The sequence below is a fragment of the Lysinibacillus sp. GW247-5R2A genome, from assembly GCF_059424475.1.
Genome location: NZ_JBWKZL010000005.1, coordinates 105,862 through 129,116 on the forward strand (window position 1 = coordinate 105,862; position 23,255 = coordinate 129,116).

Below are 23,255 nucleotides of genomic sequence, written 5' to 3' on the forward strand. Positions count from 1 at the left end.
ATAAATGACAGCGTTTATGTGCACCCATGCGGAATATACCGCATCCAATAGGGTGTCATAAAACATTTATTCATTAATAACGAGCACTTTCGACTATGCCCGAAGCTATCTAATGGTGTAAACACGTTTAATAGCTCACTCCGAGGGGATGTCGGATCTAGTTGTATCGCCGGCTTCCAGCACGACCGGCTCTCTGGTAGATACAAGGCTCTAGAACCTTTAACCTCATCAACGTTTTCATTTATCTAGTTTTAAATCTTCATAACGCCACCAGTGGAAGCGTTCGTCACTAATTTTGAATATCTTGCGAGCCAACCTCGCTTGATTTTAGGCTCAAAGACCGGTAATTTTGCACGACGTTCAGCTAAAACTTCCTCTGAAACTTGTAAATTAATCGTACGATTTGGTAGATCAATTTCAATCAAATCTCCGTCTTCTACTAAAGCAATGGGACCACCTTCAGCAGCTTCTGGTGAAATATGTCCGATTGAAATACCTCGTGATGCCCCTGAGAAACGACCATCTGTGATTAATGCCACCTTTGTACCAAGGCCACGACCTTGAATCGCAGATGTTGGTGCCAGCATTTCTGGCATTCCTGGGCCACCTTTAGGACCTTCATAGCGAATGACGACTACATGGCCCTCTTTCACTATTCCATTATCAATATTTTCTTGTGCTGCCTCCTGTGAATCAAAAACGATGGCTTGACCTTTGAATACTTGGATGGAAGGATCTACTGCGCCGACTTTAATCACGGAGCCTTCTGGTGCAATGTTACCGAATAACACCGATAAACCACCTACAGCACTATATGGATTTTCTTTCGTTCGAATGACTTGATTATTCGTAATGTGATGATCTTTAACTAACTCACCCATTGTCATTCCTGCCACTGTTGGACGATTAGGATGTATAGCACCTGGAATAGACACCAATTCATTAATAATGGCACTTACACCACCAGCTTTATTAATATCATCCATTGAAATATCGGAAGCAGGCATGATTTTTGCTAAATAAGGTACTCGTTCTGCAACTTTATTAATATCCTCAATGTTGTAATCTATTTCTGCTTCATTGGCAATGGCTAATGTATGTAGAACCGTGTTAGTAGATCCACCCATTGCCATATCTAATGCAAAAGCATCGTCAATTGCCTCTTTTGTTATAATATCGCGAGGCTTAATATCTTCCTTTACCATACGAATTAATTGTTTCGCCGCTTCTTTAATGAGTTTATGACGCTCTTCAGAAGTAGCTACAATTGTTCCATTACCTGGTAAAGCAACACCTAGCATTTCCATTAAACAGTTCATAGAGTTTGCGGTAAACATCCCTGAGCAGGAACCGCAAGTCGGACAAGCATTATTTTCAATATCTAATAGCTCTTCAGCAGACATATTTCCTGATTTATGAGCACCGACACCTTCAAAAACAGACGTTAATGAAAGCTGTTTTCCTGATGCAGATGTACCGGCCTCCATTGGACCACCAGACACAAAAATCGATGGTACATTGGTACGAACTGCTGCCATAAGCATACCTGGTGTAATTTTGTCACAGTTTGGAATATAAAATACGCCATCAAACCAGTGTGCATTAATAACCGTCTCAGCTGAGTCTGCTATAATTTCACGACTTGGTAATGAATAGCGCATACCAATATGCCCCATTGCAATACCATCATCGACACCAATTGTATTAAATTCGAATGGAATACCACCCGCTTCAATAATGGCTTCTTTTACAACATCAGCGAACGTACGTAAATGAACGTGACCTGGTATTATGTCGATATAAGAGTTACAAACCCCAATAAATGGCTTGCCTAAATCTTTTGCTTTTACTTTACCTGTTGCATATAAAAGACTTCGATGTGGCGCTCGATCTACGCCTACTTTTATCATGTCACTTCTCATTTTAAACGCCCCTCATTTATTGCTTTCCATACTATGTTCGTTGCTATATACAAAATCAAAATCTTCTGTCTATTTATTTTTTGTTTATAGATAACAGCTTTCTAGAGTACTACTGCTGTAACGAACGTGTTAAATTGTTGTTATCATAGTACGAAAAAAAGGTCTCGTCAACACTATTTTTTGAATTGTTTAAACAATTCAAAAAATCTGTCAAAATTGAAATCGTTTACATGCTGATTAAGCATCAGTTTTATCTCGTTTTGATAAAAATTTTGACATTTCGTTCAAATTTTAATTTTTTAAAAATATAGAACAATAATTTTCTAAATAGGAACAAAGAGTTGGAAAGGGCGGAAAAGGAGATAGCGCTTACAATAGAAATAATTTTTTTAAATATCCTGTAAAAAACACATGATCGGGATCATATTGGTGTCGAATGTTTAAAAATTTTTCAATTTCAGGATATAATTCATAAACCTTTTGAGCGGTTAAATGATGTTGTTTGCCCCAATGTGGACGACCTTCATATTTCTGCATTAACGTATGCACCCATTTGAAATAGGGCTCCTCTGACATTCCTTTATACATATGGAAGGCGATAAAGGCTGATTCACGCCCCTGTGTAGGACTTAAAAAACCAGCTTCCCCTGCAGTTGTTCGACATTCTAATGGAAAATGAACATTAAAAACGCCCTTTTTAAAGGTTGCATGAATTTCCTCTAGACAAGCTTCAAATTGAGATAATGGGATAGCATATTCACTTTCCTGGAACTTCACACTACGAGGTGAAGGATAAATTTCATAGCTTATACCTATTTTTTCACTTTCCACCACATTAGCGGCTGCTATTTTACTCATGGCACCACTTAAAGCTGGTTTCCACTTACAAAGCTCAGACATCGCAAAAAAAGCACCATTTTCTACAATTTGTAGCTTGAGGTTTTCTATTTTCTTATTCCATTCGCTTTGAAAGACAGGAGCTACCACATTCATTCGCTTTACTTGAATCGTCTCACTTCCAGGGAAATAAAACCATTCCACATGACGATGTTGTTGGATATCCTCTGCAAACCCGGTGAGTCCATTCGCTAACGTATCTCTCGCCCCCACATAATGCAGTCCATATAATGGCATGACTTTAATCGTTACTTTGACAAGAATACCGAGCATTCCTAGCGATACATGATGCGCTTCAGACAAATCATCCAATCCTCGTCGATGCTCCTGATAAGTTCCCGTCCCATCCACAAACCCCCACGACATCACGGCTGAGGATAAGGAACCAAGTGTAACACCTGTGCCATGAGTCCCCGTTGATACGGCACCTGCAATAGTTTGCTCCTGAATATCTCCCATATTAATTAATGCAAATCCATGCTTTGCTAGCACTGGTCCAATTTCATATAAATAGGTTCCAGCCCATAATGTAGCCTCCTGCTTTTCCTCATTCACAGCGATTAATCCGCGCATATTATGTAAGGAAATAGCTATATGCTCCGGCATTGCCACAGCGCTAAACGAGTGTGCTGCACCTGTAACACGAATCGTCTTTGCAGATTCGCGTGCATGTTTAACAATCATTGAAACTTCTTCAATGGAATGCGGTAAATACATTTCACTTGGATAGGAAATAACATTCCCAGCCCAATTAGTCCATTTTTCTCCATTCTTCCATTTTTCTATAGAAAACATTGTCCATCCCCCCTGTATGTTGTATAAGATCCTACATACTTGTCCCCTCGAACACCATGTAATAATTGGAATCGTTCACAAAGCTCCCCAGCCTTGGCATGTCGAAAATAAATGGTATCACCTATTTCAATGTTTTTCCCTTTGACCTTAATCGGTGTTTGCACCTCTCCTGCCCCTTCTAAGCTAAGATATGCAAAATTGGTAGGTTCATAGAATACAGGTAACCGATCACTACCGATCGCACCAGATGCTGTATATCCCCCACCATGACAAACAACGATATTTTTTTCAGGCTGTCTCGTGACACGTAAGGCAAATCCGGCTGCTTTTTCAAGCTGCAAATGGGTAAATTGATCGAACAGAGCAGGGGCATAAAAGGCAGAACCTACCGTAATTTCAGTCACTTCTTTCTGCTGAGCTGTGTAAGTCATACTACCTGAGCCTCCTCCATTAACAAAACGTAAATTTGGAAAATAGGCTTTAATATGAGCGATAGCTAATCGACGAAATTGAGTGACCTGCTTTTTCGCCTGTGCTTGCATGGCTTCTATTACTCTACCCTTTACTACATTTGATGGACGATTACCAACACCAGCGATTTGCGCCTCATAGCCCATAGCCCCTACTACTTCAATAGAAGGATTATCTTTTATGGCTTGCAAAAATGGAGTTAACGTCTCAAGGGAATATAATGATGAACGTTTCGTACCAAAGTACAATAATTTGAAATCATTTGATACATTAATATCGATGCAAATTGGGACACGCACACCCATTTCATTCCCTAACTTCGCTAATAGTTGGATATGTTCCTGTCGATCAACCATAAACGTAACGGTTTTCCCCTCTTGAACAAAGTGCAATAATTGACGTATAGCCGTCTCTTCCATCACTGGATAGCCCAGTAATACATCATCAAACTGCTGCTGTAATAAAAAAATTGTCTCTGCAGCTGTAAAAGTCATAAACCCTGCTACATTCACAAGTTTATGTTGAATATAGCGAAGCACCTCAACTGAACGAATCGATTTTGTTGCTAGACGAATTGGTTTTCCCCCACATGCACCCTGTACAGTTTGAATATTTTTATCAAGTGCATCAAAATCCACCCACGCAAATGGCCGTTCCAAATGACCAAACGGTTGATCCCATCTTGTTGTCATTTAATCCCTCCCTTTTAAGTACTAAGTATTAGACATGTAATAGAATAAATCCTTTAATCAAAATAAAAACAACCGTGAGCAGTTAACTAACAATGCCAACACGGTTGTTTTTAAAATGGGACAAACATTTCATTCACCTTTCTATTAAATTGGTTACGATGCGTAGAGGAAATCCGCTGCTAGATTTAATAAAACTAACAAATGCAAGCCCGCAATTAGTAAACCTTGACGATTTAATCGTTTCATTACAGCCATATTCATATATAACACGCTCCTTTTTCACATTATATTCTTTTTTAGTTCATTTTTCAAACTATTCAAATAATGGAAAATTACCCATTTAAAAAGACTACCTATTAGCAAAGTGCTAAATAAATTTATGCATGGGCGATTGAGGTGATGAATCAAAAAAATTTTTACGAATGAATAGGCTGTTTTTGCAAATAATTTTAGAAAAGGCTCATTCATTTCTTTCGAAAGTAGGTGAATGTATTTTAGGTACGATTTGAAGGCGCAAACATACTATAGAAGTAAGCGATAATCGGTGTATGTATCATATAAAAGCTGTTCTATGTAATGTAGGCATTTTCACAACAATTTATGCAGATGATTTGGCTGTCACTCCGGCTAACGATCAATTGACATGGTGAAAGAGCTGCAAGGTTAACGACAGCCAAATAAAATCATGTAATTATTACTAAAAAAGATGGCAACGTTTAATCTGCTTCATTCAGGGTATAACTAAGTAATCGCCATTATATCTTAACTTTAAGGAGATGAGAAATATGATTAGTTTCATTTGGTATTTAATCATCGGAGGGATTCTTGGATGGTTAGCAGGCGTAATTTTAGGTAAGGATGTACCTGGTGGTATCATTGGTAATATTATTGCGGGGATTGTCGGTTCTTGGATCGGTAGTATGGTTTTAGGGAACTGGGGATGGAGAGTTAGTGATTTCTACGTATTCCCTGCGTTAATCGGTGCTATCGTGCTGATATTTATCGTAAGCCTTATTCTCAAAGGTATGCGTAAAGCAACTTAAATATGCGATGAAGAGCCATCCAATGTGATGGCTCTTTATTTTTCTTGATGTAAAAGAACTGCCGCTTTTAACTCATCGTGATAAGCGTTGTACAATTGATAGTAAGACAACACATCTTCCACATATTCCTCACTGTGATTATATTGAAAAACCGCCTTTTTAATTTCACCTTGTGCAGCACCATATTTCGACAAGTAATTAGCTGCACTAAAAACTGCATCCTCTATGTCATATGGATCAGCAACCCCATCGCCATTTGCATCAACTCCATATCCCCCGTATTTCGCAATGGTCTGCGGGCTCATTAGTTCAGTCTTGGATATATCACCCTTCCCTAAACCTGAGCAAGTGGGATGCTTCCAGCCAACAAATGTGCAAGGCATAAATTGCAGATGCCCTTCTGCACCTGCTGACGATACCATCGTTTTCACTGTCGAAAATCGAGTCTCAATGCGATGATGTGCAGCAAGTAAGGTCCAAGGTACACCATACTTCTCCTCCGCCGCTATGTATACAGGAATAAATTTTTCAGGAATGCTTATATCAAAATGCTCCTGAATTTCTTCTATCGCCTTTTCCTGAGCAAGCTTTTCAAAAATCGGTAAGGTTTGAAGCTCCTTCCACGCAAAAAAAGTAAGGACGTATACGGTTATTGCAATTGGAATCAATAATGCTATCATACCCAATTTTGTCGCGGGTGATAACATCGGTTTGTTATTCTTTTTTTTAGTCATAAGTCACACCTAATCTAGTAGTCTACTTCCATATTACCAAATTTTCCGAAATAAGTAGCGAAATTTTTTAAGTCATACAACCTAGCAGCATAGGACATCATTTCCACTACGAAAGCAGTTGAAAGACTTGGGAAAAATATAGTAAAATACAAATTGATTAATTTTTAGGATTATAATAGGGAGGAATTTTATTTTGTGGAAAGACTTTAAAGAATTTGCGATGAAAGGCAATATTATCGATTTAGCAGTAGCAGTTGTCATTGGTGGTGCTTTCGGTAAAATTGTAACCTCCTTAGTTGAAAATATCATTATGCCATTAGTTGGTGTGTTAACAGGTGGTATTGATTTAACAGCAAGCTTTGTCTACGGTTCAGGTGACGCCCAAATCAAATTAGGCGTATTTTTACAATCAATTATTGATTTTTTAATTATTGCGTTTGCAATTTTTATGGCTTTACGAATTATGACGAAGCTTACCAATAAAAAGGAAGAAGCAGTCGTGGAAGAACCAACTCCTGAGCTGGATGCCAAGGAAGAGCTTCTAAAAGAAATCCGCGATTTATTAAAAAAGGAACAAGCCTAATATCTATCGCTACTTCGAATCTGTCTCATTTCAATGAGGCAGATTTTTTTCATGAGTAGAAAAATACTTCCAATGGCTTTTCTTCAAATCCACACTGCTCGCTCAACGATTAATGAACTTACTTCCCAGTGAAGCCGCATTGTCAGACATAGAAATAATCCATCCCCCTATATAACCTACTATTCCTACGTGATTAACATAAAATAATCTAGCTAATTTTCTGAAATCACCCTTGTTCTTCTTGAATATCCATGTTAAATTGGTAACAATTATTGAGATTACTACTATTAAATGAAAAGCGAATAGTCCCGCTTTACATAATATTGGAGAAAAGAGTGACGTCATGACATTAAACAGAAGCATTGAAACAAAACTTGTACAACTAGGTAATTTAAGTGACCCAACAACGGGAGCGGTTAGTCCACCTATTCATTTATCAACCGCTTATAAACATGCTGGGATCGGGGAATCTACAGGCTTTGACTACACACGGACAAAAAATCCAACTCGTGCTCTTTTAGAAGCAGGCTTTGCTGATTTAGAGGGTGGCGATATGGGCTTTGCCTGTAGCTCGGGGATGGCTGCCATCCAATTAGTATTATCTATATTTAAACCAGGCGATGAATTAGTGGTGCCAGATGATTTATATGGCGGTACATATAGACTATTTAACTTCTTCGAAGAGACATATAATATTAAGCCTGTTTATTCAAAATTCGAATCAGTGGAGCAGGTAGAAGCATTAATAAATGAAAATACACGTGCATTATTCATCGAAACACCAACGAATCCGCTTATGCAGGAATTTGATTTACAAGTGTATGCTGAGCTTGCACATAAACATGGTGCTTTGTTAATTGTAGATAATACATTCTATACACCATACTTCCAACGTCCTATTGATTTGGGAGCAGACATTGTGCTTCACTCCGCAACAAAATATATTGGCGGACATAATGATGTCTTAGCTGGGATCGTAGTAGCTAAAGGCACAGAATTAGCTGAACGCATTGGCTTTATTCATAATGGTAGTGGCATGGTGCTTGGTGCTATGGATTCTTGGTTACTTATTCGTGGCTTAAAAACAATGCACCTTCGCTTAAAGCAACATGATGCCAATGCCAAGGCGATTGCTGCTTACTTAGAGGAAGAGGCACTAGTTACCGATGTCCTTTATACAGGAAAAGGTGGTATGCTGTCATTCCGCTTACAAAAACCAGAGTGGATTGACCCATTCCTTCGTAACTTAAAGTTAATTACTTTTGCTGAAAGTCTTGGTGGTGTGGAAAGCTTTATTACATATCCAGCTACTCAAACACATGCTGATATGCCTTATGAAGAACGAGTTGAACGTGGTGTTTGCGATCGTTTACTACGCTTCTCAGTTGGTATTGAGGAAGCAGAAGATTTAATCGCAGACTTACAACAAGTATTTGATATCCTAAGAAAAGAGGCATAATGATGAAGCAACATATAGAAACTAGCCTCATTCATGCGGGTGTTCGTGATGGCTACTCAAATAAAAAAGGGGCAGTTAATGTTCCTATGTACCTTTCCTCTACTTTCCACCAGGAGAGTATAGATGAGTTTGGAGAATATGATTATGCGCGTTCCGGTAACCCTACGCGCGATGCTCTAGAAAAAGCGATAGCAGAGCTTGAAGGTGGAGTTCGTGCCCATGCCTTTTCTTCAGGGATTGCTGCGGTTTCAGCCGCTTTAATGCTGTTATCACAGGGCGACCATATCGTCATGACTGAAGATGTTTATGGTGGAACATATCGTTTTGTGACAAAGGTATTACCGCGCTTTGGGATTTCCCACACTTTTGTAGACTTCACGGATTTAGCAGCCGTGGAAGCTGCAATAACGCCGACTACAAAACTGCTTTATATGGAAACACCATCTAATCCAACGTTAGGCATTACAGATATTCGTGGTGTAGTAGAGCTGGCGAAACAACACCACTGTCTCACATTTTTGGATAATACATTTATGACACCATTACATCAACGTCCGTTAGAACTAGGTGTTGATGTCGTTATTCATAGTGCGACGAAGTTTTTATCGGGGCATTCTGATATTATTGCAGGATTAACAGTCACAGCTGATGAAAAGCTAGGACAGGACTTATACTTTATCCAAAATTCATTTGGCAATATTTTGGGTGTACAGGATTCATTTACACTCTTACAAAACATTAAAACGACAGATGTCCGTTTTAGCCGTTCTGCACAATCTGCTCAAAAAATTGCTGAGTTTTTAGCAACTCATACACTGGTGGAACAAGTCTATTACCCTGGACTATCCTCCCATCCAGGTCATGACATCCATCAGCGTCAAAGTACAAGCTCTGGAGCAGTTTTATCTTTCCGCTTACCAAGCTATACCTCCGCAAAAGCATTAGTCGAGGCAATGAAAATCCCAGTTTTCGCTGTCTCACTTGGTGGTGTAGAATCCATTCTTTCCTATCCGGCAAAGATGAGCCATGCCGCTATGGAGCCTGAGGAACGTGCCAAACGTGGGATCACAGACGGACTATTACGTTTTTCTGTCGGACTCGAGCATGTAGATGATTTAATAGCCGATTTCGCACAGGCTTTAGAGGTCGCTGCAAAGGCTTAATTGAATAAACATTAAAACCGCGCCATTAATGACGCGGTTTTTCTGTACGCTCAATTTTTCACCTTAGCCAATAGGCGATATAAATAATCGCCATGCCCCTTTGCTAATAGTGTATCCTGCTCAGCTGATATCCAGTAAAAAGAAAAAAGTAAATCTGCTTCATTCAACCCAGTAGGATAATGTTGCCAGGTTTCCTTTGTGTCATCAGAGGTAGTTAAATGATAAAAATAACGTTTCTGTAAAACACCTGATGGATGGTTAAAGTAATCCTGTGCAATGAGCCCTTGAACAACAAGTGTTGTTAGGCCTGTCTCCTCCAGCATCTCCCGCTTTACGGCCTCTAAAGGTGTTTCCCCTTGTTCAATCGTACCTTTGGGAACTTGAATACCGGCCCCTACAGTATTTTGTTCAAATACGAGAACTTGAATTTGCTCCCCATGCTCTCTTGTAATATAGCCAAATGCTTTTTCAACTACTTGCATGAAGTCTTCCCCCTATCTAATTGTACGTTACAATAAAGATAAAAATTGGAATTTCAGGTGAAAAGTGTTGACACCTATTATACGTCAGATGCAAGAAAATGACATTACTTTTGTACAAGAAATTACTAGTCCAAGCCGGCATCATACCTCACTCTAACATTGCTTCTAGTCACCGATTTTAGAGGGTCTTATTGACTATACTGATCCGAGCAGAGATAGGCATACATTTTTCAGTCTTATGCATTCTGCTTTTGCCCAGTACTCTACCACATGCTTTATTTATGTAAGATTAATTTGTTCGGCCTGAATAACAAGCGCTGTTAATCCTGTTGTACTGCCAGATTCATGTGCTTGTCCTTGTTGCCAAAGAACACCATCTCCTGTTGCAATATCTACTCTTTTTCCATCCTCACCACAAACCCAGCCTTCACCTTGAATAACAATCAATAATTGTGGTACAGGTGCTTCATGCATGCCTACCACACCATTTGGCTCAATATAGATAAAGCCGATATTCGTGGGAACTGCCGTTTTCATGATTTTTTGATAATACGCATTTATGGACTTATAAGAGTGAATTTGATTCGCTAAATCTTGAGAAAAATGAAATCGTTGCATTGAATTTAATTCCTTTCACGCTAAGCTAATTCTTCCTGAGCAAATACTAATAATGTTCCATCCTTTTTTTTGATATAAAAAGCTAATGCATCATAGCCATTTCTTTTTACCGTCTCCCAATCTGATGTTTCACCATTCATTAACTGTACATTTCCTTGTTCATCGACCTCATAGTCATCCGCTTCTTCATCATAATCAATGTTATAAAAAAATGATAAGATCACTTCAGTGGCAGGCATATTATATAGCTGCAGAGGACGGCTGCTACGCTGTTCTTCTGTATAGTCATCACAAAACAACGCATTATAACCATGAAGAGTCGCATCAAAAAGCAAAATTTCCTCTGCTGTTAAAGGGTCCTTGGCAACGATTTTAGCAGTCGAACCTGAAATGAATGGTAAAACCTCCCCTTCTAAGGCTAATAAATCACCATAATACCAAATTTCAAATTTCCTATTATTTGAAGTAGAGCAAAGCTGTAATTGTGATTCGACCCCTTCTGGCTGTTGAATCCTTGTTGTGACATGCTGTAAATAAGTAGGAATAAGATTGTTCATAGTTGGTTTCACTCCCCTTTTTATTCAATTCCTTTTCAGTAGTATCATACATTACATTTTACACAAAAAGAAAAGCCCAGAAAATTTTCTGGGCTCGATGACACTTACTTTTCTAGCATGATTAAAACTGACGGGCCTTTGCTTCGCTTCGCAAGAGACGGTTATGAAGAGTGATCTCCGTTTCCCCGTTTACTTGCGATTTTGATCGCTTAATCCTTGACCAGTTGCGGTGGATTTTTTGAGATTTGGGGTCTAATTGTTCGAACCTACTCATTTTTCATCCTCCTCATCATTATAGATTTCATAAGTGAAATCTTTTTTATTATGACCAGCTAGGATGGAATTATACAACGACGAAAATACCCGCTTACGTTTTCATATTATTTATTTTCTTGTAGCCAAGTTAACGCATATTGCACATATAATTCTGTTCCAATGCGCAAACCATCTTCATCAATATCGAAATGACCATTATGATGTGCCCAGCGTGTATCTTTTTCTGTATTTCCAGAACCTACTAATGCAAAACAGCCTGGCACTTCATCTAAATAAAAGCTGAAATCCTCGCCACCCATCGTTGGGTCGTCTAAATGATAAGCTTCAGTACCAAAATGCTCAATCGCTAAACGTTCAACTAAGTCGGCACTAGCTTTATCGTTGTTGACGGCTTGAGTACCGTATTCATAAATCACCTCAGCTGTTCCACCATAGAGTGTTGCAACTTGATCAGCATAATGGCGAATTTGTGCTTCCATATGCGTACGAACGTCTTGATCGAAGCAACGTACAGTTCCTTCCAAAATAGCGTCTTCTGCAATTACATTGAAACGGGTACCGACATCCATTTTACCAATGGTTAAGACAGCTGGTCGAAGTGGATTGACCGTACGCGATACAACCGTTTGAACATTCAACGCAAAGGTCGAAGCAATCATCACTGCATCGATAGCATCATGTGGCGCTGCAGCATGACCACCCTGACCTTTGAAAGTTACTTTAAAAATATCGGCAGAGGCAAACGCAGGTCCTTTATTGCACTGGATTTTTCCTGTGTCTATTTGTGACCAAATATGAATACCGAATGCGTTATCTACACCTTCCATAGCGCCTTGCTCAACCATTGCTTTTGCCCCTGTAGCAACTTCTTCAGCAGGCTGGAAAATAAATCGAACTGTCCCTTCTATTTCGTCACGGACTGCATGTAAAGTTTTAGCGGCAATTAATAGCATGGCTGTATGGGCATCATGACCACATGCATGCATCTTTCCATTTGTTTTAGATCGATATGGAATATCCTCTCGAATTTCATAAACTGATAAAGCATCCATGTCTGCTCGTAGGGCAACTGTTTTTCCTTCCTTGTTCCCTTTTAATTCAGCAATAATACCTGTGGGTTCTGTTCGTCTATAAGGAATACCTAGCTTATCTAAATAAGCTGCTACATAATTCGTTGTTTCATATTCCTCCCACGAAAGCTCCGGCTCACTATGTAATTTTTGACGAATCGCCACAAGCTCGCTGTTAAGATTAGCAATGATAGGTTTAATAGTAGTCATGATTACTCTCTCCTTTTTTTATAGCCAATTGACGAAAATACCCGCTAGAATAACCGATGTTATGGTTACACTAATGAAGCCTCCAACAAGCATAGGTGGCAGCATACGACTGAGCAGCATTTCACGCTCTTTTTCATCTGCCGTCGATGATTTCACCACTTCATTCGTTAAAATATAATCTGCGGGGAAACCATATAGCGCTGTTAAGGAAACTGCAAACGCTAAGTTTGGGCTAACTTTTAATATTTTCCCTGCGATGAACGAGAAAATATACATACCGACTACAGCTAGGACAATCGAAACAACTAACGGCACAATAATACGCATTAGCATTTCGGGGGTTGCCTGTTTTAAGCCGTCGAATATAAAGAGCATTAAGCCCATAATGGCAAAGCCAAAGCCATTTGCTTTTTGTAATGGTTGTTTTTCTAAAAAACCAATTGTTGAAGCAAGTACACCAAATACTAAGCACAGTACTAGCGCATTAACTGTCACAATTGGAGCTAATACGGTCGATGTACCGTAGGCCAATAAACCAACAAGCGCTAAACGGAAAAATTTAAAATATTCTGTATTATAATTGGCAGGTATCATCCTAAATAATTTAGGCTGTTCAGTAGCAGCGTGTTCTTCTTCCTGAACTTGTGAAATCACATGTAGCTTACCTTGTTGGTGTTCTTTTAATAAACGTTTTGCTTCACGTTTTAATACAATTGAAGTAATTGGATAGCCTGCAAATCCTTGAATGACATAAATAACAATTGCAAAAACTGCTAAATCCTCTAGGCCAGCAGCTGAGGCACCTTCTGACATGACTAATGCAGCCACAATTCCTCCAACTAATGGTGGAACTGCCACAATCATTGTTTTCAAATCAAAAATCATGGCGCCAATGGTAAATAAAATAGCAATAATTCCTACAATACCGGCCAATGAAATGACAATTGCCTTCCACTGGTTTTTCAATTCCTTAAGTGACAGAAGTGTCCCCATATTGGTAATTAATAAATACATTAACATCGTGGCAACTACTGGACCGATCCCGGCAATACTAACAATATCTTTCGGGAAAAACGTCCAATAGCCGATTAAAAATAATACCGCACAGACGAACACAGATGGAATCCAAGCCTTTGTTCTTGTTGCGACAATATCTCCGATGTAAAGAATAGCAAGTACTATCGTCAGTGCTAACATTTGAGACATATTAAATAATTCTCCTTACCTATTAATTTTTTAATGTCCTCTATAATAATACTTATTATTCTAAAAATTCTATTTTTACAGAAAAGAAGCAAATCAGTACTTTTTCGAGCATATTCATGACATTAAATTTGTAGTTTACTAAATATTCGGTTTTTTTAAGTATTGATAAAAAGTAGGACCATACTTAATAGGCTCTACTTCATTTCATAAATTCTATGCTATTAATATATATAAAATAGTCATACAACATGCATAAATTATTGTCATTAGCACCAATCACAGCATAAACCCTCCTCTAAAACAAGCCACAGAGGAGGGTTTATGTTTATGCTAAAACAAGTTCAGGTTATGTTGGTCACTGTTTCTTCTCTAATAAAACGTTGACAATTTTCTCTAGTTGAAGATCTAAAGAATATGGATCCTCCATGACGAATTCATCATCGAATTCACCATACATATAGACATTGCCATTTTTCACAGCAGGGGCTCCTTGCCAAATAGGGCTATTTAATATCTCCTCCGCATCTTCTTGCGAATTCACATAGACAAATACATGATCGCCTAAATACTCGGGCAGCACCTCTAACGAAATATTTTCAAAGCCTTCTTTCATATTTAATGCTTGTTCTGTAGGAGGTAATTTCAACATCTGATAAATGGTATTACTACCATAATTCCCACCCTCAGCAGCTAACACAAACAAACCTGTAGGGCTTAATTGCACAATTGACACCGTTTCGCCTTCCTTAATGATACCTTCTATTTGTTTTCGAGCATCTTCTACCTTGCGTTCATATCCTTTTATCCATTCCTCCGCTTCTTGCTCTTTACCAAATACTTCAGCAATTCTTCTGAATTTTTCCAAAGGCCCTGCCGTTGAAAGTTCTTCCCAATACGGGATAAAAACTGTCGTTCCTATTTTTTCGTATTGTTCAATATTTTTTTCAATTGATCCAATAATTAAATCTGGCTCTAACATAATGAGTTTTTCCGGGTTCATTGGAAAATTACCTAAATTCTCAATTTTATCGAGTGTTTCTTGCGGAATACCAGATTTTTCTATCCACCCTTCCGTTAACATTCCTTCACGAACCCCGATTGGAATAATGCCTAGCTTTAATAGTTGTCCCATATATTGATCAGCCGCTACACGCTGTGGCTGTGCTGGAATTTCAACATCACCTCTTGGTGTAGAAACAATTCTTGTTTTCCCTTCCTGCATCACTTCTTGTCCACTATTCGCCTTTGTTTCTTGATTGGCAGCTGGTGTGGCTCCATTTGTAGTTGTTGCATTTGAGCATGCAGCTAATAATAATGATAGACACATAAACAACGTCATGGCCGTTACCTTCATGTTTTTAAACTTCGACATTTCGCTTGCTCCCTTTCGTTGATAATGATTTTCAATTTCATCATCAATATACCATTCGATATGATTTGGGAGAATAGCATATCTTCTTCTCCAAAGTGGCAATTCTTCATCTTGGCTTTTTTGTTTCCACGCTCTTTTAAATTGAGCTGGAGAAATGCCCTTATGTCGTTTAAAGCTTCGACTTAATGAATAGCCATCTGGATAGCCAACGTGATCAGCAATGTCCTGCAATGTCGCATCTGTTTGTACTAGCAATTTTGCTGCTTTATTTATACGCACGACACTCAAATAATGAATCGGGCTTGTATGCATTTTTTCTTTAAATAACTTAGATAAATAACCTACACTACAAGATAATTCCTGAGCCAGCTTTTCAAGCGTCAATGGCCTCTGATAATGTTCCTCTATATAACGAACTGCTTCTGTAACTATATCTGGCTTTATAGGGTGAATTCCCTGGGCATGCATTTGTCGTAGTAATTCATAAATATATTGATAAAACAATGCTTTTATATGTAAACGTTTCAGCTCTTTTTCATTGGGTTGTAGCCAAACCGTACTCATTTGCTCCACTTTATCAAGCAGAGTAAGTGGATTAGCTGGTGCGAAAGCATACTGGTATTGAAACGGATTGTCGTTTTCCAGCAAAGCTACAATTTCTTGTCGATTTGGTAACGGTAGAGTGGTTTTATAGAAAATCAGAAAATACTCAAATTCCTTCTCTGCTACAATCTGTATACAGACCCCTTTACCTGCATGAAAAGCATGAAAGGATTGTACCAAATGCCTATTTTTATCGACCCATATTTGAGCATCGCCTCTTTTTGTATACAGAAAGGCATTCGTAGGCAATGGATAAGGGCCGAATGCTTCTCCTTGTTCCATCATTGTAAAACGTATATCCATGATTTTAATGTACGCGTGATTCCACAAAAGTATATGGTCGCTTAATTTCATTTAGCTCAAGCACTCCTTCTAGTTTAACCATTGACATGGCTCTAGTTTAACAGAATTCTTGATAAATGATAATGATTCTCACACAAAAAGGACTTGTCATTGTTGCGATCAAGTCCTTCTTTGTATTGTTTATTTTTTGAATCGATTGCCTGTGTTCATATAGATCATTAAAAAAATCGTAAGCACTACAAAAAGAACAAGACCGACAATAAATAACCACTGTGTATGAAATAGTTCATTTAGCACCCATAAAAGTACACAAAAACAGTAGCCATACATCATCTTCCCCATAAATTTTGCAAGTGCTATTTCGTCATACGTATCTTTTTCGTCTTGTGACATTATGTTAAAGCCAGCAATTAAAAAAGTTCCTTTCCCCTGTGATAATACAAGGGCAAAGATGAGAAATGGAAGCATGATGATTAAATATACAAAAACACCCACAGTGTCTCAGCCTACTTTCCATTAATAAATTGTTGAATCGCTGGTAGTAAATCCTCATGTAGTGGAAGTGTTGGGTCTGCATACGTTGCTAAATTTGCGGCATAGTCTTCTGGTGCCTTTTTCAACACATGGTTCATCCCTTCCATATAAAGAAGCGTTGCATCAGGGTTACCTTTCTTCAATGCCTCTGCATCGACTTCCTTCACTTGTAAATCAGTCGTTCCTTGCACAAGTAGTACAGGACTCTTTACTTTTCCAAGCTCTGTGGCTGGATTATACTTTAACACGGAAATAAGGAAGGGCTGTACAGAAGGACGGAAGACTGCTTGTAATTCGGGCGAAATATTTTCCACTTGCGTTCCTTGCTTTAGAGCTGTCAAAATGTCCTTTGATTCTTTGAATAAATTTGGCGCTAGCTGACTTTTTAATTGCTCCACTAATACTTCATCCATTGGACGTCCAGCACCTGCAATCGAAACAAAGGATGCTACTCCTGTTTTTTGAGCCGCTAATAAACCAATTAATGAGCCTTCACTATGTCCAATGACATGAACACTTGTATAGGCTTTATTAGCCTGCAATGATTGGATGATTTGCACTGCATCTTCAACAAATTGGTCAAACGTCACATCTTCTTCTTTCGTCAAGAGTGCTTGATTATCCCCAATACCCCGTTTATCATAGCGTACAGTTGTGATTCCCTCCTGAGCCAAGCCTTCAGCCATCATTTTTAAACTATTATTTTTACCAGCTAAAACTGAATTACCATCCTTATCTGTCGGTCCAGAGCCAGCGATAATAACTGCGACGGGTGAAGGAGATGTCGCATTGGCTTTTTGAAGAGCCACTATGAGGTCACCTTGCTGAACGGGAATCTTTACTGTTTCATAAGTTACTGGTTCCTCTATATATGCTTGTAAGATAAGTGGGAAGGTCCCACCATTTTGTTGAAATGTAGCTTCTATTTGTTCATTTTTGAAAGTACCATTAATAGCAATTACTGAGCCGTTCAAATGAATGGAAATAGTTACCTGATCACCTGTATAGTTCACACTCTTCAACGGGAAATTAGATAGGCCCTGTGCTGGCACGGATAGAGTACCACTATTTTTCTGTAAATCAACAATGATGGGTAGCTGTCCATTCGGTGTTTCAATATTGCCTTCCCATTTTCCAATAAACTGTTCGCTCATGGCACTTTCCCCTTTGGTCTCTTTATTTTCTACAATCTCTTCCTTTTGCCCACAGCCAGCTAAAAGTAAAAGCGTACAGCATAACACTAACAATTTTTTCAATTTACTCTCCCTTTCTATGTGAATCTTACTAATAAGATTGGCCCTACTGCCCTACTGATTGTCATGTAACACCCTTTGTTTGCAAAACTGACTATCCCAGCAATGCCTTATTTTTCTTAGCTTACAAGGATGAATCGTATGTATTGGAATAAAAAATGCCCTTATCCAAAGGTGAAATGGTGGTGCCAAAAATGCCTACTATTTATAAGCATAATACCCCTACTTCCAATGTTTTAAAATTCACTGGAACAATTTCTCCCTTTTCGAGCAATTACACAGCTATTCCATTAATGGATAGGCTAATGGACATCAACCAGAATCTGTTCTATATAGAGTAGTACAGATTATTTTCATTGTCAAATGTAGGGATTATTGTAGTTTCTCCACCTCCCCCATTAAAAAGCAGCATAAAAAAGGATCCAGAAAAATTCTGGATCCATGGACACTTATTGCTTCTATTTGATTTTTTACTGGAATGGTTTACGCTTCACCTTAATCTACAGTGAAACAGAACTCTGCTTCACCTTTAGGCTTAAGTTTTAAGAAGCTTCAACCATCCACAGCTGTGGCGGACTTTCCTGAGATTCTTGGTCTTTGGGTGTTTGACTATTACTCATTCTGCATCCTCCCCATCAGGTTAGATTAATAAGTGTTTCCGCTCTTATTATGAACCATTCTCCATTTGTTTATGCATGATTATTTTCTTTACCGTTTACAACAAAAAATAATATACAACTCATGATTCTAATTTCTTCTCAACTTTTACGTCATTGTTCCATGGTTTATTTGTTGTAGCTGTTCTTCTCCCCATTCACAAAGTGCATCTAAAATAGGGATTATGGATTTCCCTTTTGAAGACAAACTATACTCTACCTTAGATCATTCTCTTAGTGAACGTACTAGGAAATCGGTTTTTTCTTTTTAATAATTTGTTTAGCAGAAATACAAAAACCCCAATTCCGCGTCTCCAGAATTGGGGATTGTCCTTCACGTATGTAAGGTACTCTTTTTCACGTCACCCTCTGGCTTTGTTGAAAAAGGATAAGGTTTTCATAGCGCCTCACAGGACGGCTTTAATGAATATCTATGCAAAAGTCACGAGGACATGCACGCAAAATTAATGTTGGACAACTAGACAAGCTTGGGCTTTTTCAATTTGAAATTTGACTTGGTCAAAACCAGTTCCCCCAAGGGAGTGACGGCGTCGGACAGCCGCTTCTGGCGCTAACACATCATAAATATCCGAATCAATTAGCTCACTTTCACGCTTCATCTCATCCAATGGTAAATCTAATAAGTAAATGCCTTTTTGAATACATGTGAACACAAGCTTACCTGTCACCTCATGTGCCTCACGGAATGGCATACCTTTTGTGGCAAGGTAATCAGCTAGCTCTGTTGCGTTCGAGAAGTCAGCATGAACAGCCTGCTGTAAGCGTTCCGTATTGACTGTCATCGTACGAACCATACCTTCAAAGATTTTCAGAGAACCAAGAATTGTATGCACTGTATCAAACATGCCTTCTTTATCTTCTTGCATATCTTTGTTGTACGTTAAGGGAGTCCCCTTTAAAACCGTTAATAAGCCCATGAGATTTCCATAAACACGCCCTGTTTTTCCTCGAATGAGCTCAGCCATATCAGGATTTTTCTTTTGTGGCATAATGGAAGAACCTGTTGAAAAGGCATCATCCAATTCGATAAATTTAAACTCATCTGTAGACCATAAAATGATCTCCTCAGCAAAGCGCGATAAATGAGCCATTAACAAGGATGCATTGCTTAAAAATTCTACAATAAAGTCACGGTCACTTACAGCATCCATTGAGTTGGCATAAACATCATTAAATCCTAGCAATTCTGCTGATTTTAAACGGTCTATTGGGAATGTTGTCCCTGCCATCGCTCCTGCCCCTAATGGCAAAATATCAATGCGTTTCATGGATTCTGTGAAGCGTTGCTTATCACGCTCTAGCATCCAAAAATAGGCCATTAAATGATGGGCAAAAGAAATTGGCTGAGCTCGTTGTAAATGTGTATAGCCCGGTGCAATCGTTTCAATATGCTCCTCGGCTTGGACTAATAAAGTTTGTTGGAATATAGCAATTAAATCAATCGTTTCCTGGACACGCTTTTTCAAAAAGAGATGCATATCCGTCGCAACTTGGTCATTACGGCTACGTCCTGTATGTAGTTTGCCACCAACAGGACCAATTAAATCAATGAGCATCTTTTCTAAATTTAAGTGTATATCTTCATTAGCAATGCTAAATTCAAGCTCACCTGCTATTGCTTTTTCTTTCAGTTGGGCAAGACCACTCAGTATGGCCTCTACATCAGCTGTTGGTAAAATCCCTGTTGCGCCAAGCATTGTGACATGTGCAACACTACCTTCAAGGTCCTCTAGCACAAGTTGTTGATCAAAGCCAATGGATGCACCGAATTCATCTACCCATGCTTCTGCTGATTTTTGGAAACGTCCACCCCAAAGTTTTGTCATGTCAGCTCACCTTTTCCTTTATTACTTTTCAAAAGGTGGAGGTTAAGCACAAATGCCTCACCCCACCCTGCTTATTACGATTACTTTTTATTAACAGCTGAGTTCACTACAGTTGGTAGACCCCATAGTTCGATAAAGCCTACAGCGGAAGCGTGGTTGAATTGATCTTCCTTCGAATATGTGGCTAATTTTTCATTGTATAGTGAATTTGGTGATTTACGTCCTTCTACAATGGCATGCCCTTTGTATAATTTCACACGCACTGTACCATTCACATATTGCTGTGATTGGGCAAGGAATGCCTCCAATGCATCACGTAATGGAGAGAACCATAAACCATCATAAATTAATTCAGATAATTTTTTCTCAATAACTGGCTTAAAGTGGGCTAATTCTTTAACAAGTGTTAAATCTTCAAGCTCCTTATGAGCCGTTAACAGCACCTTAGCACCAGGAATTTCATAAACCTCACGAGATTTAATACCAACTAAACGATTTTCAACGTGATCGATACGTCCAATGCCATGAGCACCTGCTACTGCGTTTAATTCCTGAATTAAATCAGCAAGCTTCATTTCTTTGCCGTTTAAAGCAACTGGTTTACCAGCCACGAATTCGATTTCCACATACTCTGCTTCATTTGGTGCGTTTTCTACTGAAACCGTTAAGCCATAAGCTTCTTCTGGTGGAGATACCCATGGATCTTCCATAATGCCCGCTTCATTTGCACGACCCCATAAGTTTTGGTCAATTGAAAATGGAGAATCTAATGTTGCAGGAATAGGTACATTATGTTTCATCGCATATTCAATTTCCTCATCACGGCTCCAGCCCCACTCACGTACTGGTGCTAATACCTCTAAATCAGGATTTAATGCTTTAATAGAAACTTCAAAACGAACTTGGTCATTTCCTTTTCCTGTGCAGCCATGAGCGACAGCATCCGCACCTACTTGGTTCGCAATCTCCACTAATTTTTTCGAGATTAATGGACGAGAAAGAGCTGACACTAATGGATACTTTTGTTCATACCATGTGTGTGCTTGTAATGAAATTAATGCATAGTTTTCAGCAAATTCATCCTTTGCATCCACCATATAAGATTCAACCGCTCCTACTTGTAGAGCTTTGTTTTTTACAAACTCCAAATCTTTCCCTTCACCAACGTCAAGACATACTGCGATAACGTCCCAACCTTGTTCTTTTAACCATGGAATGGCTACCGAAGTATCAAGTCCACCTGAATATGCTAGTACAACCTTTTTATTTGCCATAAAAAATGCGCCTCCATTGCTCTATAGATATGTATGTTTATACATTCAATTAAAAGTTTATACACGAATAGTATCATGTTATAAAAATAAAAACAAGTGTATTTTTATAAATTAATAGACTTTTATTTTTCTTATAAAAAGTCCGTTTACTCACATATTACTCTTAAGGAAATCAATGATATATACTCAAAAAAACGCTTTTTTACTATAGACATAAATGTATACTGTATAAATTACAACAAAAAAGAATCCAATGTATAAACTGGATTCTTTTGTCGCTAAATGGATAAATAAACTAAACGAACTCCTATACTGCCTCTAGTTCTCGTATTAATTGTTTTTTGGGAACCAATTGATTACAAGCGAAGGACAGCTCAACCACACATTAGTGTGGAAAACTTTATGATGTCATTGGCTAGGTTTATTCGACCAAACCTTCTTTGGATTCATCAGTATAAGTAGAAAGGCTGCTATTGAATACAGGATAGCATTATACATCATTAAAATAATTAAATTCTCGTTTATAATGCCTATAAAAAAATTGAAGAATTGATGGATCATTATAGGAATGATTAAATTTTGATTAATTGTATAGAAGGCTGTCATAATAATGGTCGTAGAAATGATCGAAAGCATAAAGAATATGATGTATTTTAGTAGCTCCAGCCCTGTAAACCCTGTTGTGAACCAAATAGGCAAATGCCAAATTCCCCACCAAAATCCTATGATGATTGCAGATTGTAATGACCCATATTTCTTTTGGAGCTCAAGCAATGCAAAGCCTCTCCACCCTAATTCTTCTCCTATAGGTCCTGATAATAAATTTTTAATGAAATAATAACTAAGCATTCCCCAGGAGGAAATAGTCAAAATAGCATCAGCTTTAGTATTATTCATAACAACAAATAAGATGATCATAAAGATAGTGGCTTGAATAAGCAGAGCAGAAAGAATGACAGAAAATCGAAGTTGATTTTTAAATTTTTGTTTCACATAATGAAAAAAATGCTGCCCTGGATAAATTTTAGGAAATAGTATGGCAAAGGCAAAAGTCGATGACCATGCAGATAGACAGCGTACTAGATCGAATACCCATGTAGGAAAGCCTAACATTTTGACGGCTCCTACAAGGCAAAAAAGTGGCAAAAAGATGATATTAGTCAAGATAATAAAACTCGCTACAGGTCTTTTTAGCTTCTTTTTTTTGTTCATATCATAAATCCCCCGTTTCGTTC

Annotated in this window: 20 protein-coding genes and 1 pseudogene; 4 read left to right on the forward strand and 17 right to left on the reverse strand. The window is 38.4% G+C overall.

What is annotated here, in order from left to right; genetic code table 11:
• Positions 1 to 251 precede the first annotated feature (251 nt).
• The 3 genes from ilvD to AC07YC_RS09545 all read right to left on the reverse strand — a co-directional run bounded on the left by ilvD (position 252) and on the right by AC07YC_RS09545 (position 4,777).
• Complete coding sequence (gene ilvD, locus AC07YC_RS09535) at positions 252 to 1,922, reverse strand: dihydroxy-acid dehydratase (protein WP_324728392.1); 1,671 nt, start codon at positions 1,920 to 1,922, stop codon at positions 252 to 254.
• Between the two features lie 369 nt (positions 1,923 to 2,291).
• A complete protein-coding gene (locus tag AC07YC_RS09540) occupies positions 2,292 to 3,614 on the reverse strand; it encodes a D-arabinono-1,4-lactone oxidase (RefSeq protein ID WP_336635089.1) in 1,323 nt (440 codons plus the stop codon).
• Positions 3,602 to 4,777, reverse strand: coding sequence for an amino acid deaminase/aldolase (locus AC07YC_RS09545; RefSeq protein WP_494919173.1), 1,176 nt, complete (start codon positions 4,775 to 4,777; stop codon positions 3,602 to 3,604). Before AC07YC_RS09545 ends, AC07YC_RS09540 begins: the two co-directional genes overlap by 13 nt.
• Positions 4,778 to 5,562: 785 nt before the next feature.
• Here AC07YC_RS09545 and AC07YC_RS09550 point away from each other — a divergent pair.
• A complete protein-coding gene (locus AC07YC_RS09550) occupies positions 5,563 to 5,820 on the forward strand; it encodes a GlsB/YeaQ/YmgE family stress response membrane protein (protein WP_004231402.1) in 258 nt (85 codons plus the stop codon).
• 35 nt (positions 5,821 to 5,855) lie between these two features.
• Here AC07YC_RS09550 and AC07YC_RS09555 read toward each other — a convergent pair whose 3' ends face one another.
• Positions 5,856 to 6,554 (reverse strand): lytic transglycosylase domain-containing protein, encoded by a 699-nt coding sequence (locus AC07YC_RS09555; protein WP_036148911.1) that lies wholly within the window; start codon positions 6,552 to 6,554, stop codon positions 5,856 to 5,858.
• A gap of 193 nt (positions 6,555 to 6,747) precedes the next feature.
• On the opposite strand from AC07YC_RS09555, the gene mscL reads away from it, so the two are divergent.
• From mscL to AC07YC_RS09570, 3 genes are all read left to right on the forward strand, one after another.
• On the forward strand, positions 6,748 to 7,137 hold the full coding sequence (gene mscL, locus AC07YC_RS09560; RefSeq protein WP_008180473.1) for a large conductance mechanosensitive channel protein MscL: 390 nt from the start codon (positions 6,748 to 6,750) through the stop codon (positions 7,135 to 7,137).
• Positions 7,138 to 7,480: 343 nt separating this feature from the next.
• Positions 7,481 to 8,596 carry a methionine biosynthesis PLP-dependent protein gene (locus AC07YC_RS09565; RefSeq protein ID WP_208705773.1) on the forward strand — a complete coding sequence of 372 codons (1,116 nt, stop codon included), beginning with the start codon at positions 7,481 to 7,483 and terminating at the stop codon, positions 8,594 to 8,596.
• Between the two features lie 2 nt (positions 8,597 to 8,598).
• Positions 8,599 to 9,759, forward strand: coding sequence for an aminotransferase class I/II-fold pyridoxal phosphate-dependent enzyme (locus tag AC07YC_RS09570; protein ID WP_494919174.1), 1,161 nt, complete (start codon positions 8,599 to 8,601; stop codon positions 9,757 to 9,759).
• 50 nt (positions 9,760 to 9,809) lie between these two features.
• On the opposite strand, the gene AC07YC_RS09575 is transcribed toward AC07YC_RS09570, so the two are convergent.
• From AC07YC_RS09575 to AC07YC_RS09635, 13 genes and pseudogenes are all read right to left on the reverse strand, one after another.
• Positions 9,810 to 10,241 (reverse strand): NUDIX hydrolase, encoded by a 432-nt coding sequence (locus AC07YC_RS09575; protein ID WP_494919175.1) that lies wholly within the window; start codon positions 10,239 to 10,241, stop codon positions 9,810 to 9,812.
• A 279-nt stretch (positions 10,242 to 10,520) separates the two neighbouring features.
• Positions 10,521 to 10,859 (reverse strand): cupin domain-containing protein, encoded by a 339-nt coding sequence (locus tag AC07YC_RS09580; protein ID WP_494919176.1) that lies wholly within the window; start codon positions 10,857 to 10,859, stop codon positions 10,521 to 10,523.
• Positions 10,860 to 10,879: 20 nt separating this feature from the next.
• Positions 10,880 to 11,416 (reverse strand): hypothetical protein, encoded by a 537-nt coding sequence (locus AC07YC_RS09585; RefSeq protein ID WP_494919177.1) that lies wholly within the window; start codon positions 11,414 to 11,416, stop codon positions 10,880 to 10,882.
• 121 nt (positions 11,417 to 11,537) lie between these two features.
• Entirely contained in the window at positions 11,538 to 11,690 is a 153-nt protein-coding gene (locus AC07YC_RS09590; protein ID WP_004231380.1) for a YpzG family protein, read from the reverse strand.
• Between the two features lie 106 nt (positions 11,691 to 11,796).
• Positions 11,797 to 12,975 (reverse strand): amidohydrolase, encoded by a 1,179-nt coding sequence (locus tag AC07YC_RS09595; protein WP_494919290.1) that lies wholly within the window; start codon positions 12,973 to 12,975, stop codon positions 11,797 to 11,799.
• A 15-nt stretch (positions 12,976 to 12,990) separates the two neighbouring features.
• The gene (locus AC07YC_RS09600) at positions 12,991 to 14,178 is read right to left on the reverse strand and encodes a hypothetical protein (protein WP_494919178.1); all 1,188 of its coding nucleotides are present in this window, start codon (positions 14,176 to 14,178) and stop codon (positions 12,991 to 12,993) included.
• A gap of 355 nt (positions 14,179 to 14,533) precedes the next feature.
• Positions 14,534 to 16,456 (reverse strand): AraC family transcriptional regulator, encoded by a 1,923-nt coding sequence (locus AC07YC_RS09605; protein ID WP_494919179.1) that lies wholly within the window; start codon positions 16,454 to 16,456, stop codon positions 14,534 to 14,536.
• Between the two features lie 180 nt (positions 16,457 to 16,636).
• A complete protein-coding gene (locus AC07YC_RS09610; RefSeq protein ID WP_336635097.1) occupies positions 16,637 to 16,951 on the reverse strand; it encodes a DUF3784 domain-containing protein in 315 nt (104 codons plus the stop codon).
• 11 nt (positions 16,952 to 16,962) lie between these two features.
• Complete coding sequence (locus AC07YC_RS09615) at positions 16,963 to 18,246, reverse strand: alpha/beta hydrolase (RefSeq protein WP_494919180.1); 1,284 nt, start codon at positions 18,244 to 18,246, stop codon at positions 16,963 to 16,965.
• Between the two features lie 762 nt (positions 18,247 to 19,008).
• A pseudogene (locus tag AC07YC_RS09620) lies at positions 19,009 to 19,110 on the reverse strand (winged helix-turn-helix transcriptional regulator); the annotation flags it as partial.
• A 253-nt stretch (positions 19,111 to 19,363) separates the two neighbouring features.
• A complete protein-coding gene (gene argH / locus AC07YC_RS09625; protein WP_494919182.1) occupies positions 19,364 to 20,746 on the reverse strand; it encodes an argininosuccinate lyase in 1,383 nt (460 codons plus the stop codon).
• Between the two features lie 80 nt (positions 20,747 to 20,826).
• Complete coding sequence (locus AC07YC_RS09630; RefSeq protein ID WP_336635100.1) at positions 20,827 to 22,020, reverse strand: argininosuccinate synthase; 1,194 nt, start codon at positions 22,018 to 22,020, stop codon at positions 20,827 to 20,829.
• A 408-nt stretch (positions 22,021 to 22,428) separates the two neighbouring features.
• Positions 22,429 to 23,232, reverse strand: coding sequence for a CPBP family intramembrane glutamic endopeptidase (locus AC07YC_RS09635; protein WP_494919183.1), 804 nt, complete (start codon positions 23,230 to 23,232; stop codon positions 22,429 to 22,431).
• Between the last annotated feature and the right edge of the window lie 23 nt (positions 23,233 to 23,255).

What these genes read in the sequence shown, in the direction of transcription:
- ilvD (WP_324728392.1), bottom strand. Translation starts at nt 1,922, where the DNA reads ATGAGAAGTGACATGATAAAAGTAGGCGTAGATCGAGCGCCACATCGA.
- AC07YC_RS09540 (WP_336635089.1), bottom strand. Translation starts at nt 3,614, where the DNA reads ATGTTTTCTATAGAAAAATGGAAGAATGGAGAAAAATGGACTAATTGG.
- AC07YC_RS09545 (WP_494919173.1), bottom strand. Translation starts at nt 4,777, where the DNA reads ATGACAACAAGATGGGATCAACCGTTTGGTCATTTGGAACGGCCATTT.
- AC07YC_RS09550 (WP_004231402.1), top strand. Translation starts at nt 5,563, where the DNA reads ATGATTAGTTTCATTTGGTATTTAATCATCGGAGGGATTCTTGGATGG.
- AC07YC_RS09555 (WP_036148911.1), bottom strand. Translation starts at nt 6,554, where the DNA reads ATGACTAAAAAAAAGAATAACAAACCGATGTTATCACCCGCGACAAAA.
- AC07YC_RS09565 (WP_208705773.1), top strand. Translation starts at nt 7,481, where the DNA reads ATGACATTAAACAGAAGCATTGAAACAAAACTTGTACAACTAGGTAAT.
- AC07YC_RS09570 (WP_494919174.1), top strand. Translation starts at nt 8,599, where the DNA reads ATGAAGCAACATATAGAAACTAGCCTCATTCATGCGGGTGTTCGTGAT.
- AC07YC_RS09575 (WP_494919175.1), bottom strand. Translation starts at nt 10,241, where the DNA reads ATGCAAGTAGTTGAAAAAGCATTTGGCTATATTACAAGAGAGCATGGG.
- AC07YC_RS09580 (WP_494919176.1), bottom strand. Translation starts at nt 10,859, where the DNA reads ATGCAACGATTTCATTTTTCTCAAGATTTAGCGAATCAAATTCACTCT.
- AC07YC_RS09585 (WP_494919177.1), bottom strand. Translation starts at nt 11,416, where the DNA reads ATGAACAATCTTATTCCTACTTATTTACAGCATGTCACAACAAGGATT.
- AC07YC_RS09590 (WP_004231380.1), bottom strand. Translation starts at nt 11,690, where the DNA reads ATGAGTAGGTTCGAACAATTAGACCCCAAATCTCAAAAAATCCACCGC.
- AC07YC_RS09600 (WP_494919178.1), bottom strand. Translation starts at nt 14,178, where the DNA reads ATGTCTCAAATGTTAGCACTGACGATAGTACTTGCTATTCTTTACATC.
- AC07YC_RS09605 (WP_494919179.1), bottom strand. Translation starts at nt 16,456, where the DNA reads ATGGATATACGTTTTACAATGATGGAACAAGGAGAAGCATTCGGCCCT.
- argH (WP_494919182.1), bottom strand. Translation starts at nt 20,746, where the DNA reads ATGACAAAACTTTGGGGTGGACGTTTCCAAAAATCAGCAGAAGCATGG.
- AC07YC_RS09630 (WP_336635100.1), bottom strand. Translation starts at nt 22,020, where the DNA reads ATGGCAAATAAAAAGGTTGTACTAGCATATTCAGGTGGACTTGATACT.
- AC07YC_RS09635 (WP_494919183.1), bottom strand. Translation starts at nt 23,232, where the DNA reads ATGAACAAAAAAAAGAAGCTAAAAAGACCTGTAGCGAGTTTTATTATC.